This window comes from Streptomyces sp. CB09001, from assembly GCF_003369795.1.
Taxonomy (GTDB): domain Bacteria; phylum Actinomycetota; class Actinomycetes; order Streptomycetales; family Streptomycetaceae; genus Streptomyces.
Genome location: NZ_CP026730.1, coordinates 4361000 through 4374405, shown reverse-complemented (window position 1 = coordinate 4374405; position 13406 = coordinate 4361000). Strand labels below are relative to the sequence as shown.

The window sequence follows — 13406 nt, the reverse complement described above, 5'->3', positions numbered from 1 at the left end:
CACGAGGGCCAGGGCACACCCCAGGCACAAGGTCTGAGCGTACCTAGCGCATTCGCTGCGGTCAAAACAAATGGGCGGCACCGGCACCGCCGCCCGGTTCATCCCACTTTGCCGTGATCGACATGAGCCTTCTCAGGCCCTCGGGAGCGGAACACCCGGCTTGTCGTCGTCCACGTCGGCGGGCACGGGTGCGGGGCCGGGTGGGGGCCCGGGTGCCGCCGTGTCGTGGCGGACGAAATAGGTCGGCCGGTTCTGCACGGCCGTGTATATGCGCCCGACATACTCGCCGAGCAGGCCGACGCAGACCAGCTGTACGGCCCCGATGAACACGATGCCGGTGAACAGCGAGGTCCACCCGGGCACCGTACGGCCCAGGGCGAACGCGGTCAGCGTGTAGACCAGCAGCCCCAGGCAGACCACGAAGGCCCCGGCGCCCAGCCAGGTCGCGATGCGCAGCGGCGCCGCGGAGAAGCCGGTGACGCTGTCCACCGCCAGCCGGATCATCCGGCCCAGCGGGTACTTCGTGCGGCCCGCCGTACGCGGCGCGCGCTCGTACGTCACCTGCCCGCTCGGGAAGCCCAGCCACGGCACCAGGAGCCGGTACACCCGCTGCTGGTCGGGCAGGGCCTTGAGGGCGTCCACGGCGGCCCGGCTGAGCAACCGGAAGTCGCCCGCCTGGGCCGGCACCGAGGGGCCCGCCAGGCGCCGCATCAGCCGGTAGTACACGCCCGCCGACCACCGTTTGAACCCGGAGTCGCTGCTGCGGTCGGCGCGCACGCCGTAGACGATGTCGAGGCCCTCCGCGCGGGCCAGCGCCAGCATCTCGGGGATCTTCTCCGGCGGGTCCTGGAGGTCGGCGTCCAGGCTGACCACGTAGGCGCCGCGGGCCCGGTCGAGGCCCGCCGTGAGCGCCGCCTGGTGACCGGAGTTGCGCCGCAGCGCCACCACGCGCAGTTCCGGCCAGCCCAGCCGGAAGGCGTCCAGCAGCTCCGCCGTGCGGTCGCCGCTGCCGTCGTCGACGGCGACGACCTCGTGGGGGACGCCCAGCTCGGTGAGGACCGGACGCAGTCTGGTGACCAGCGCGGGCAGGACGTCTTCCTCGTTGAACATCGGAATGACGACCGACAGCACGACCGGTCCGTGCTGCTCCGCGTCCCGTCCCTCGGGCACCGCGCCTCCCTCCTCATGACCTTGAGTACAGATGTGCGACTCTTGTGCGATCTTATGGCAGCAATGGACGGTTGAGGGTGGCCCGAGGGGGATGACAGCCATGGACACGGCTGCCGACGACACGGTGACCGACGGGCCGGACGGTACCGGCGAACGGCCGGCCGGCGAGGGGGCGGCACACTCCTGGCGGAGCCGGCTCCCCGCCCTCCCGCCCGGTGCCCGGCCCTACCTCGCCCCCCTGGTGCTGTACGGCGTCACCAAACTCGTCGGCCTCGGGGTCTTCGCCTCCCTCCTCACCCACGCCGGGGACTTCCGGGGGAAGAACCCGCGCTTCGGCGGCGGCGCCCACTGGTGGGACGTACTGGCCACCTGGGACGGCTGGTGGTACCTCCAGGTCGCGGAGCACGGCTACAGCCCCGCCCTGGTCCGGCTGGACTCGGACGGCCTGTTCACCGTCCAGCAGAACTCGGTCGCGTTCTTCCCGCTCTACCCGGCGCTCATCCGCATGGTCTCGGAGTCCACCGGCCTCGGCCTGTACGGCTCCGGGATCCTGGTCTCCGTCGTCTCGTCGTTCATCGCGGCGGCGGGGATCTACGCCGTGATCTCGCTGCTCGCGGGCGCGCGGGCGGGCACCGTGGCGGCCGGACTGTGGGCGGTGGCGCCGGGCGCGGGCGTCGAGTGGGCGGTGTACTCCGAGTCCCTGTTCGTCGCCATCGCCGCCTGGACCTGCTACGCCGTGATGAAGGGGCGCTGGGCGACGGCGGGCCTGCTGGCCTTCACGGTCGGCCTGAACCGGCCCACGTCCGCCGTCCTCATAGGCGCCGTGGGACTGGCCGCGCTGGTGACGCTGGCCCGCCCCGCGTCCCGGCGCGAGCACGGCGTACGCGGCCCGGTGTACGCGATGCTCGTCGCACCGCTCGGCCTGCTCTCCTACATCGCCTGGGTCGGCTGGAGCACCGGCGAGGCCACGGCGTACTTCACCCTCCAGCGCGAGGGCTGGGCCCACTTCTTCGACTACGGCGCCTACACCTGGGACGTGCTGCGCAACCTCGCGGTGGGCCGCGGCGACTACCCCTTCGCCTTCTCCACCCCGGACCTGCTCTCCCTCCAGCTGGTCCTAGCGCTGCCCTTCCTCATCGCCCTGATGCTGCGCAAGAGGCCCCCACTGGTCCTGGTCGCCTACACCCTGGCGACGATCGTCACGGTCCTGGGCACCCAGCAGATGTTCGGCAACACCATGCGCTACCTGCTCCCCGCCTTCCCCCTCCTCCTGGCCCCGGCCGTGGCCCTGAGCCGCCTGAGGCTGCCGAGCCTGATCGTCTTCTTCGCCACGGCGTCGATCGCCTCCGGCTGGTACGCCCACTACGTCATCTTCGAACTGGGCGTGCCCTAGCCACCGCGCGGTGCGGCGGCGCCGTCACAGCGCGAAGAGCAGCCCCGTCACCGCCGCCGCCCACAGCGCGCCCATGACGGCCGTCAGGGCCGTGTCGTACCCCACCCGCCGGGTCGCCTCGAACAGCAGCATCGCGCGCTCCGGCCTCCCCGGCTCGTGGACGACCTCCACCACGTCACCCACCTCCACCGGGGGGACGGAGTACCTCGACGAGCGGACCGTGAGCTCCTGCCCGGTTCCTGTGGAGTACGTGCAGACGGCGCCCACGTAGCCGCCGCTCGGCCAGTAGTGGCCGACGCATTCACCCTCGACGCGGGTGCCCGCGGACTCCAGCCGCCTCGCCTTCCGCAGGGCGTACAGATTGGTGCCCAGCACCAATGTCGAGCCGCACACCAGGACGACGAGGATGATTCCTATCGCAAGCACGTGACAACTCCCGGGGCCGAAGGGCGGATGGTGCGCGGATCGAACGACGCACGTGATTCTGCCCCGCGGCCCGAACACGCCGAAGGGCGGCCACCCCCACGGGGTGACCGCCCTTCGTTCAACCTGCCCGCTTACTGGTTGTACGGACCGTAGTCGTAGTCCTCCAGCGGAACGGCCTGGCCGGAGCCCGTGCCGAACGGCGAGTAGTCGATGTCGTCGTAGCCGACGGCCGAGTACATCGCGGCCTTGGCCTCCTCGGTCGGCTCCACCCGGATGTTGCGGTAGCGGGACAGGCCCGTACCGGCCGGGATGAGCTTACCGATGATGACGTTCTCCTTGAGGCCGATGAGGCTGTCGGACTTGGCGTTGATCGCCGCGTCCGTCAGCACTCGGGTCGTCTCCTGGAAGGAGGCGGCCGACAGCCAGGATTCCGTCGCCAGCGAGGCCTTGGTGATACCCATCAGCTGCGGACGACCGGAGGCCGGGTGACCGCCCTCCTGGACCACGCGACGGTTCTCGGTCTCGAACTTCGTACGCTCGACCAGCTCGCCGGGCAGCAGCTCGGCGTCGCCGGACTCGATGATCGTCACGCGGCGCAGCATCTGCCGGATGATGATCTCGATGTGCTTGTCGTGGATCGACACGCCCTGCGAGTTGTAGACCTTCTGGACCTCGCCGACCAGGTGGACCTGGACGGCACGCTGACCCAGGATGCGCAGCACGTCGTGCGGGTTGGTGGCACCCACGGTGAGCTTCTGGCCCACCTCGACGTGGTCGCCCTCGCCCACCAGCAGACGGGCACGCTTCGAGATCGGGAACGCCGTCTCGTCGCTGCCGTCGTCGGGGGTGACGACGATCTTCTTGGTCTTCTCGGTCTCCTCGATCCGGACGCGGCCGGAGGCCTCGGAGATCGGGGCGACACCCTTCGGGGTACGGGCCTCGAAGAGCTCGACGACACGCGGCAGACCCTGCGTGATGTCGTCACCGGCCACACCACCGGTGTGGAAGGTACGCATCGTCAGCTGGGTGCCGGGCTCACCGATGGACTGGGCGGCGATGATGCCGACCGCCTCACCGATGTCGACCAGCTTGCCGGTGGCCAGCGAGCGGCCGTAGCACATGGCGCAGGTGCCGACCTGGGACTCGCAGGTCAGGATCGAGCGGGTCTTGACCTCCTCGACGCCGTGGGCGACCAGGGCGTCGATGAGCACGTCACCGAGGTCGACGTTGGCCGGCGCGATGACCTTGCCGTCGATGACGACGTCCTCGGCGAGCATGCGGGCGTAGACGCTGGTCTCGACGTCCTCCGCCTTGCGCAGCACGCCGTCGGCGCCGCGCTCGGCGATCCGCAGCCGCAGACCGCGCTCGGTGCCGCAGTCCTCCTCGCGAATGATGACGTCCTGGGAGACGTCGACCAGACGACGCGTGAGGTAACCCGAGTCGGCGGTACGCAGAGCGGTGTCCGCCAGACCCTTACGGGCACCGTGCGTGGAGATGAAGTACTCCAGCACGGACAGACCCTCACGGAAGGACGCCTTGATGGGACGCGGGATCGTCTCGTTCTTGGCGTTCGACACCAGACCGCGCATACCGGCGATCTGACGCATCTGCATCATGTTTCCGCGAGCACCCGAGTTCACCATCATGGAGACCGGGTTGGTCTTCGGGAAGTTGTCGTTCATCGCCTCGGCGACCTCGTTGGTCGCCTTGGTCCAGATCGCGATGAGCTCCTGCGTGCGCTCTTCCTTGGTGATCAGACCGCGCTCGTACTGCTTCTGGACCTTCTCGTCCTGCGCCTCGTAGCCCTTGACGATCTCCTTCTTCGCGTCGGGGACGACGATGTCGGAGATGGCGACGGTGACGCCGGAACGGGTGGCCCAGAAGAAGCCGGCCGCCTTCAGGTTGTCGAGCGTCGCCGCCACGATGACCTTCGGGTAGCGCTCGGCGAGGTCGTTGACGATCTCGGAGAGCTGCTTCTTGCCGACCTCGTAGTCGACGAACGGGTAGTCCTCGGGCAGCAGCTCGTTGAAGAGCGCGCGGCCCAGCGTGGTCTTCAGGGTGAAGGTGTCACCCTGCTGCCACTCCGGCTCACCCTCCTCGCGGGCCGGGGGTTCGAACCCGCGGGGCGGGATGGTGCCCACCGGGAAGCGGATGTCGACCTTCGCCTGGAGCGTCAGGTCTCCCGCGTCGAACGCCATGATCGCCTCGGCGGCGGACCCGAAGGCACGGCCCTCGCCCTTGGGGCCACGCCCCTCGGAGTCGGTGGTGAGGAAGAACAGACCGAGGACCATGTCCTGGGTCGGCATCGTCACCGGACGGCCGTCGGCCGGCTTGAGGATGTTGTTCGAGGACAGCATCAGGATGCGGGCCTCGGCCTGCGCCTCCGCGGACAGCGGCAGGTGCACGGCCATCTGGTCACCGTCGAAGTCCGCGTTGAACGCGGTGCAGACGAGCGGGTGGATCTGGATGGCCTTGCCCTCGACCAGCTGCGGCTCGAAGGCCTGGATGCCGAGGCGGTGCAGGGTGGGCGCACGGTTCAGCAGAACCGGGTGCTCCGCGATGACCTCTTCCAGCACGTCGTACACGACCGTGCGGCCGCGCTCGACCATGCGCTTGGCGCTCTTGATGTTCTGCGCGTGGTTCAGGTCGACCAGGCGCTTCATCACGAACGGCTTGAAGAGCTCCAGCGCCATGGCCTTGGGCAGACCGCACTGGTGCAGCTTCAGCTGCGGGCCGACGACGATGACGGAACGCGCCGAGTAGTCGACTCGCTTGCCGAGCAGGTTCTGCCGGAAGCGGCCCTGCTTGCCCTTGAGCATGTCGGACAGCGACTTCAGCGGACGGTTGCCGGGGCCCGTCACCGGGCGGCCGCGGCGGCCGTTGTCGAAGAGCGCGTCGACGGCCTCCTGGAGCATGCGCTTCTCGTTGTTCACGATGATCTCGGGCGCGCCGAGGTCGAGAAGCCGCTTCAGGCGGTTGTTGCGGTTGATGACACGGCGGTACAGGTCGTTCAGGTCGGAGGTCGCGAAGCGGCCACCGTCCAGCTGCACCATCGGACGCAGGTCCGGCGGGATGACCGGCACGCAGTCCAGCACCATGCCCTTGGGGCTGTTGCTGGTCTGCAGGAACGCGGAGACGACCTTGAGGCGCTTGAGCGCACGGGTCTTCTTCTGGCCCTTGCCGGTGCGGATGATCTCGCGGAGGCGCTCGGCCTCCTCGTCGAGGTCGAAGGACTCCAGGCGCTTCTGCAGCGCGGCGGCGCCCATCGAGCCGTCGAAGTAGGTGCCGAAGCGGTCGCGCAGCTCGCGGTAGAGCAGCTCGTCGCCCTCCAGGTCCTGGACCTTGAGGTTCTTGAACCGGTTCCACACCTCGTCGAGGCGGTCGATCTCGCGCTGCGCACGGTCGCGCAGCTGCTTCATCTCACGCTCGGCACCCTCGCGCACCTTGCGGCGCACGTCGGCCTTGGCGCCCTCGGCCTCCAGCTCGGCGAGGTCCGTCTCGAGCTTCTTGGCGCGGGCCTCCAGGTCGGAGTCGCGGCGCTGCTCGATCTGCTGACGCTCGACGGAGACGTGGGCCTCCAGCGAGGGCAGGTCGCGGGTGCGGCGCTCCTCGTCCACGAACGTGATCATGTACGCGGCGAAGTAGATGACCTTCTCGAGGTCCTTCGGCGCCAGGTCCAGCAGGTAGCCCAGGCGCGACGGGACGCCCTTGAAGTACCAGATGTGGGTGACGGGGGCGGCCAGCTCGATGTGGCCCATCCGCTCACGGCGCACCTTGGCGCGAGTGACCTCGACGCCGCAGCGCTCACAGATGATGCCCTTGAAGCGGACGCGCTTGTACTTGCCGCAGTAGCACTCCCAGTCCCGGGTCGGACCGAAGATCTTCTCGCAGAAGAGTCCGTCCTTCTCGGGCTTGAGGGTGCGGTAGTTGATGGTCTCGGGCTTCTTGACCTCGCCGTGGCTCCACTGACGGATGTCGTCAGCGGTGGCCAGACCGATCCGGAGCTCGTCGAAGAAGTTGACGTCGAGCACTATGCGTCAATCCCTCTCAGGGTTGTAAGTCTGTGGTCTGAAACGGGGGTCGCGGGATCGGCGGGGCCTCCGGGTGGAAGGCCCCGCCTGACTCCCGTCAGACCTCTTCGACGCTGCTCGGCTCGCGCCGGGACAGGTCGATGCCGAGCTCCTCCGCTGCGCGGAAGACGTCCTCGTCGGTGTCACGCATCTCGATGGACATGCCGTCCGAGGACAGCACCTCCACGTTGAGGCACAGGGACTGCATCTCCTTGATGAGCACCTTGAAGGACTCGGGGATGCCGGGCTCAGGGATGTTCTCGCCCTTGACGATGGCCTCGTAGACCTTCACGCGGCCGGTCACGTCGTCGGACTTGATGGTCAGCAGCTCCTGGAGGGCGTACGCGGCGCCGTAAGCCTCCAGCGCCCACACCTCCATCTCACCGAAGCGCTGGCCACCGAACTGGGCCTTACCACCCAGCGGCTGCTGGGTGATCATCGAGTACGGGCCGGTCGACCGGGCGTGCAGCTTGTCGTCGACCAGGTGGTGGAGCTTGAGGATGTACATGTAGCCGACCGAGATCGGCTCCGGGAACGGCTCACCGCTGCGGCCGTCGAACAGCCGCGCCTTGCCGGACGGGAGCACCATGCGCTCGCCGTCGCGGTTCGGGATGGTGTGCTGGAGCAGGCCGGCCAGCTCGTCCTCGCGCGCACCGTCGAAGACCGGGGTGGCGACGTTGGTGCCGGGCTCGACCTTGTCGGCGCCGATCACCTGGAGGCGCTGCGCCCACTCCTCCGCGAGGCCGGAGACGTCCCAGCCGCGGCTGGCGAGCCAGCCGAGGTGGATCTCCAGGACCTGCCCCGGGTTCATTCGGGACGGGACACCCAGCGGGTTCAGGATGATGTCGACCGGGGTGCCGTCCTCCAGGAACGGCATGTCCTCGATCGGGTTGATCTTGGAGATGACGCCCTTGTTGCCGTGGCGGCCGGCGAGCTTGTCACCGTCGGTGATCTTGCGCTTCTGCGCGACGTACACGCGCACCAGCTGGTTCACACCGGGGGGAAGCTCGTCGCCCTCCTCGCGGTCGAAGACGCGGACGCCGATGACCTTGCCGATCTCGCCGTGCGGGACCTTCAGCGAGGTGTCGCGGACCTCGCGGGCCTTCTCACCGAAGATCGCGCGGAGCAGGCGCTCCTCCGGGGTCAGCTCGGTCTCGCCCTTGGGCGTGACCTTGCCGACGAGGATGTCGCCGGCGACGACCTCGGCACCGATGCGGATGATGCCGCGCTCGTCGAGGTCGGCGAGGACCTCCTCGGAGACGTTCGGGATGTCCCGGGTGATCTCCTCGGGGCCGAGCTTGGTGTCACGGGCGTCGACCTCGTGCTCCTCGATGTGGATCGAGGAGAGGACGTCGTCCTGCACGAGGCGCTGCGACAGGATGATCGCGTCCTCGTAGTTGTGACCCTCCCACGGCATGAACGCGACCAGCAGGTTCTTGCCGAGCGCCATCTCGCCGTTCTCGGTGGCCGGACCGTCGGCCAGGACCTGGCCCTCGATGACCCGGTCGCCCTCGGCGACGATGACCTTCTGGTTGACCGAGGTGCCCTGGTTGGACCGGGAGAACTTGGCCAGGCGGTACGTGATGTACGTGCCGTCGTCGTTGGTCGTGGTGATGTAGTCCGCGGAGACCTCCTGGACCACACCCGCCTTCTCGGCCTTGACCACGTCACCGGCGTCGGCGGCGGAGCGGTACTCCATGCCGGTGCCGACCAGCGGGGACTCGCTCTTGATGAGCGGCACCGCCTGACGCATCATGTTCGCGCCCATGAGGGCACGGTTGGCGTCGTCGTGCTCCAGGAACGGGATCATCGCGGTCGCGACCGACACCATCTGGCGCGGCGAGACGTCCATGTAGTCGACGTCGTCACCGGGGACGTAGTCGACCTCGCCGCCACGGCGGCGGACCAGGACGCGGGCCTCGGCGAACCGCATGTCGTCGCCCAGCGCGGCGTTGGCCTGCGCGATGACGAAGCGGTCCTCCTCGTCGGCGGTCAGGTAGTCGACCTCGTCGGTGACCTGGCCCTCGACGACCTTGCGGTACGGCGTCTCGATGAAGCCGAAGGGGTTGATGCGGCCGTACGAGGCGAGCGAGCCGATCAGACCGATGTTCGGGCCTTCGGGCGTCTCGATCGGGCACATGCGGCCGTAGTGCGACGGGTGCACGTCGCGGACCTCGAAGCCGGCCCGCTCACGGGAGAGACCACCCGGGCCGAGGGCGTTCAGACGACGCTTGTGCGTCAGCCCCGACAGCGGGTTGTTCTGGTCCATGAACTGGGACAGCTGGCTGGTGCCGAAGAACTCCTTGATGGAGGCGACGACCGGCCGGATGTTGATCAGGGTCTGAGGCGTGATCGCCTCGACGTCCTGGGTGGTCATGCGCTCGCGCACGACGCGCTCCATACGGGCGAGACCCGTACGGACCTGGTTCTGGATCAGCTCGCCGACGTTGCGGATGCGGCGGTTGCCGAAGTGGTCGATGTCGTCGGTCTCGACGACGATCTCCCGGCCCGACTCGCCGACCGTCTCGGTCTCACCGGCGTGCAGCTTCACCAGGTACTTGATGGTGGCGATGACGTCGTCGGTGGTGAGCACGCCGGCGTCCAGCGGCTCGTCCGCGCCGAGCTTCTTGTTCACCTTGTAGCGGCCGACCTTGGCGAGGTCGTAGCGCTTCGGGTTGAAGTAGAGGTTCTCGAGCAGCGTCTGCGCGGCCTCACGCGTGGGGGGCTCGCCCGGACGCAGCTTGCGGTAGATGTCGAGCAGCGCGTCGTCCTGGCCCTGGGTGTGGTCCTTCTCCAGGGTGGCGCGCATGGACTCGTACTCGCCGAACTCCTCGAGGATCTGCTCGGTCGTCCAACCGAGGGCCTTGAGCAGGACGGTCACGGACTGCTTGCGCTTGCGGTCGATGCGCACACCGACCATGTCGCGCTTGTCGATCTCCATCTCCAGCCAGGCACCCCGGGACGGGATGATCTTGGCGGAGAAGATGTCCTTGTCGGACGTCTTGTCGATGGAGGAGTCGAAGTAGACACCCGGCGAACGGACCAGCTGCGACACGACGACACGCTCGGTGCCGTTGATGACGAAGGTGCCCTTGTTGGTCATGAGCGGGAAGTCGCCCATGAAGACCGTCTGGGACTTGATCTCGCCGGTCTCGTTGTTGGTGAACTCGGCGGTGACGAAGAGCGGGGCCGCGTACGTGAAGTCACGGTCCTTGCACTCGTCGATGCTGTTCTTGGGGGGCTCGAAGCGGTGGTCGCGGAACGTCAGCGACATCGACCCGGAGAAGTCCTCGATCGGCGAGATCTCCTCGAAGATCTCTTCCAGACCGGACTTGGTGGGGACGTCCTGACCGGACTCCAGAGCCGACTCGACGCGAGCCTTCCACGCGTCGTTGCCGAGCAGCCAGTCGAAGCTCTCGGTTTGCAGCGCGAGAAGGTTCGGAACCTCGAGGGGCTCCTTGATCTTTGCAAAGGAGATGCGCAGCGGGGCGGTGCTGGCAGCGTTGTTCGTATTCGCGGTCGAGGCATTGCGCGAGGCGGCCAAGAGGGGGTCCTTCCGAGGGCTCGGACTCACTACGCGCGTACCGGCCCCTCTTCCGTGCACGAAGACAGGGGGTGCCAGATGTGGCTAAAGAGCCAGGTCGGGCATGCTCTGGTCGTCAGTGCTCGGGCGAGGGCAGACCCCTGGTGACGGGCAGGGGGCAGCTAACAGGCAGCGCAAAGGGTCAGTGTAGCCACTTGGCACACTGATGTCCAGTGCGGTTCTCGGGGACCGTGTTCACTCCTCGTTGTTCTCACCACCTGTGCGGCAAGGCCTCGCCCTCAACGCACCCAGATACTGCCCTCTTCGCCGTCGATCCATGCCTCGGATTCGGATCCTTGTGACGACGCCCTGAGAATTGCGCGCTGCGTGCGGTTCGTCAAGGCCCCCCTTGCCCAAACCGGTTGCCGCAAGGGGCTCTCAGGGCCCCGGCGACGGCACGACGAAGATCACCCTACTCTTCACCGTCACACGTGCAAGGCGACCGCCGCCGGACTCCGGATACGCCGAAGAGCGACCACCCGGATGGATGATCGCTCTTCGGTGCTACGGCGTTACAGACCCTGACGGATCCGTGGTGCCGGTGCGGTCTTACTTGACCTCGACGGAGGCGCCGGCGCCCTTGAGGGACTCGGCGGCCTTCTCGGCGGCGTCCTTGGCGACCTTCTCGAGGACGGGCTTCGGGGCGCCGTCCACGAGGTCCTTGGCCTCCTTCAGACCCAGGGAGGTCAGCTCGCGCACGACCTTGATGACCTGGATCTTCTTGTCGCCGGCACCGGTGAGGATGACGTCGAACTCGTCCTTCTCCTCGGCGGCCTCGGCGCCACCGGCGGCGGCACCGCCACCGGCGACGACGACCGGGGCGGCCGCGGCGGCGGTGACGTCGAACTTCTCCTCGAAGGCCTTCACGAACTCGGAGAGCTCGATGAGGGTCATCTCCTCGAACTGGGCGAGCAGGTCGTCCTGGCTGAGCTTCGCCATGATGGCGGTCCTTCCACTAATTCGGCAGGTGCCGGGTGTACGGGGTGAGGCGGGCGTACGTCGGGCCCGCTGCGATCCGTGCCGCGCTCAGGCGGCCCGGATCAGAAAGCGAGCCGAATTACTCGGCACCGCCCTGCTCGTCCTGCTTGGCACGGAGCGCGTCCACGGTGCGGACGAGCTTCGACGGCAGCGCCTGGAAGACAGAGGCAGCCTGGGACTGCTTGCCCTTCATGGCACCGGCCAGCTTGGAGAGCAGAACCTCGCGGGACTCGAGGTCCGCAAGCTTCTTGATCTCGTCGGCGGACATCGCCTTGCCGTCAAGGACACCGCCCTTGATGACGAGATTCGGGTTGTCCTTGGCGAAGTCGCGCAGACCCTTCGCCGACTCCACCGGGTCACCGGTGACGAAGGCGACGGCCGTCGGACCAGCGAAGAGCTGGTCGTCGAGCGTGATCCCGGCCTCGTTGGCCGCAATCTTGGTCAGCGTGTTCTTCACCACGGCGTACTGGGCGTTCTCACCGAGCGACCGGCGCAGCGTCTTGAGCTGCGCCACGGTGAGACCGCGGTACTCGGTCAGCACAGCGGCGTTGGAGCTGCGGAACTTGTCCGTCAGCTCGGCAACCGCGGCAGCCTTCTCGGGCGTCGCCATAGAGCCTCGGCCTCCTTCCGGGTGATTCGGACCGCGCGGACCCGAAGGAGGACTGGGAAAAACGAAACGCCCCGGCGCAGGCGCTCGGGGCGTGGCTCGACCGTTCGTCATCCGCACGGGGCGGGGACTTCCGGGAGCTCATCCACAGTCACCTGCGCGGGTCGTCCGCAGTTCAGCGGATCCTTCGGCCACCGTGTCCTCTTTCGAACACACGGCAACGACCAGCGGTCTTTGGCTTCTGTGGAAGCGTACGTGAACGGGGCGGCGTCAAGCAAATCCGCCCCCGCGGCGACCGGAGCGGCCGGGCGTGCGGCCCCTCAGCCCTGCTGGGCCTCCTTCATCATGTCGGCCAGGTCGGCGACCTCCCCGGCCGGAGGGGCGGTGACCTTCACGGGCTCGTTGACGCCGAGGAAGGTGATGGTCATGTCCAGCGGGCCCTTCTCGGCGTCGCCGCGCATGCGGAACTGCTTGGTCTGGTCGTCGCCGTCGACCCACATGTCCATCGTGAGCTTGTCGAGGCCCATCTTCTCGTACTGCTCGATGCTCTTCTGGCGCTTGTCCCGGGTGGCCTTGTCCTCGTCCCCGAGGGACTTCTCCAGGTCGGCGAGGGTGACCGTGCCCTTGTAGTGGGTGGTCTTCACGCCGTCGACCGTCTCGGAGCCGACCTTCTCGACGTCCTTGGCCCCGGTGAGGAAGGTGGACTCGGTCGCCGGGTTCTTGTCGGCCTGGGAGGCGCCGCCCAGCTGGTTCAGCTCGTCGCCGGCGCCCATCGCGGCCAGGTCGAACTTGATCCAGCTCTTGCCGTCCATCTCCTTGGCCGCCTCGGGGCCGCCGCCGATGTACATGGCCTTGTCGACGAGCCGGATCTCCGCGGTCCCTTCGGCGCCCTGGTCGAGCGCCGTCATCTTCATGCTCATCGCCAGCGTGGGCTTGATCTGCATCTGGGCCTCGGCCTTGACCCGGCCCTCCTCGGGGACCTTGCCGGTCATGCGGTAGTGGAGGGAGTTGATCTCCTCCGTGTTCTTCGCCGCCTTGGCGACGGCGGCCGCAGGCGTCATCTCCGGGGACTCGGAGGCCTGGTCCTCCTTGGAGCAGCCGACCGCCCCCGCGGCGAGCAGCAGCGCGGCGAGTGAGGCGCCCACGGGCACACGTACGGAAGTCTTCATCGATATCCCC

At 68.0% G+C, this 13406-nt stretch carries 8 protein-coding genes; 1 reads left to right on the top strand and 7 read right to left on the bottom strand.

Features of this window, described 5'->3' with window-relative positions; translation table 11 throughout:
* Positions 1 to 132: 132 nt before the first annotated feature.
* Positions 133 to 1170: a glycosyltransferase family 2 protein gene (locus C4J65_RS20410; RefSeq protein ID WP_115743691.1), complete on the bottom strand. Its 1038-nt coding sequence runs from the start codon at positions 1168 to 1170 to the stop codon at positions 133 to 135.
* Between the two features lie 100 nt (positions 1171 to 1270).
* Here C4J65_RS20410 and C4J65_RS20405 point away from each other — a divergent pair, with 100 nt between their 5' ends.
* Positions 1271 to 2563 carry a hypothetical protein gene (locus C4J65_RS20405; protein ID WP_205351153.1) on the top strand — a complete coding sequence of 431 codons (1293 nt, stop codon included), beginning with the start codon at positions 1271 to 1273 and terminating at the stop codon, positions 2561 to 2563.
* Positions 2564 to 2587: 24 nt separating this feature from the next.
* On the opposite strand, the gene C4J65_RS20400 is transcribed toward C4J65_RS20405, so the two are convergent.
* The 6 genes from C4J65_RS20400 to C4J65_RS20370 form a co-directional block, all read right to left on the bottom strand.
* Complete coding sequence (locus C4J65_RS20400) at positions 2588 to 2989, bottom strand: DUF3592 domain-containing protein (protein WP_115743689.1); 402 nt, start codon at positions 2987 to 2989, stop codon at positions 2588 to 2590.
* A gap of 131 nt (positions 2990 to 3120) precedes the next feature.
* The gene (locus C4J65_RS20395) at positions 3121 to 7020 is read right to left on the bottom strand and encodes a DNA-directed RNA polymerase subunit beta' (RefSeq protein ID WP_115743688.1); all 3900 of its coding nucleotides are present in this window, start codon (positions 7018 to 7020) and stop codon (positions 3121 to 3123) included.
* 97 nt (positions 7021 to 7117) lie between these two features.
* Positions 7118 to 10603, bottom strand: a complete 3486-nt coding sequence (gene rpoB, locus C4J65_RS20390) for a DNA-directed RNA polymerase subunit beta (RefSeq protein ID WP_115743687.1) — start codon at positions 10601 to 10603, stop codon at positions 7118 to 7120.
* Positions 10604 to 11191: 588 nt separating this feature from the next.
* Positions 11192 to 11581, bottom strand: a complete 390-nt coding sequence (gene rplL / locus C4J65_RS20380; RefSeq protein ID WP_115743686.1) for a 50S ribosomal protein L7/L12 — start codon at positions 11579 to 11581, stop codon at positions 11192 to 11194.
* Between the two features lie 118 nt (positions 11582 to 11699).
* Positions 11700 to 12230: a 50S ribosomal protein L10 gene (rplJ, locus tag C4J65_RS20375; protein WP_007443924.1), complete on the bottom strand. Its 531-nt coding sequence runs from the start codon at positions 12228 to 12230 to the stop codon at positions 11700 to 11702.
* Positions 12231 to 12547: 317 nt separating this feature from the next.
* Positions 12548 to 13396, bottom strand: coding sequence for a DUF1396 domain-containing protein (locus C4J65_RS20370; RefSeq protein WP_115743685.1), 849 nt, complete (start codon positions 13394 to 13396; stop codon positions 12548 to 12550).
* Positions 13397 to 13406: the final 10 nt, after the last annotated feature.

Bases quoted from the DNA above. Each gene is read 5' to 3' on its own strand.
- rplJ (WP_007443924.1), bottom strand. From the start codon at position 12,230: ATGGCGACGCCCGAGAAGGCTGCCGCGGTTGCCGAGCTGACGGACAAG.
- C4J65_RS20405 (WP_205351153.1), top strand. From the start codon at position 1,271: ATGGACACGGCTGCCGACGACACGGTGACCGACGGGCCGGACGGTACC.
- rplL (WP_115743686.1), bottom strand. From the start codon at position 11,581: ATGGCGAAGCTCAGCCAGGACGACCTGCTCGCCCAGTTCGAGGAGATG.
- C4J65_RS20370 (WP_115743685.1), bottom strand. From the start codon at position 13,396: ATGAAGACTTCCGTACGTGTGCCCGTGGGCGCCTCACTCGCCGCGCTG.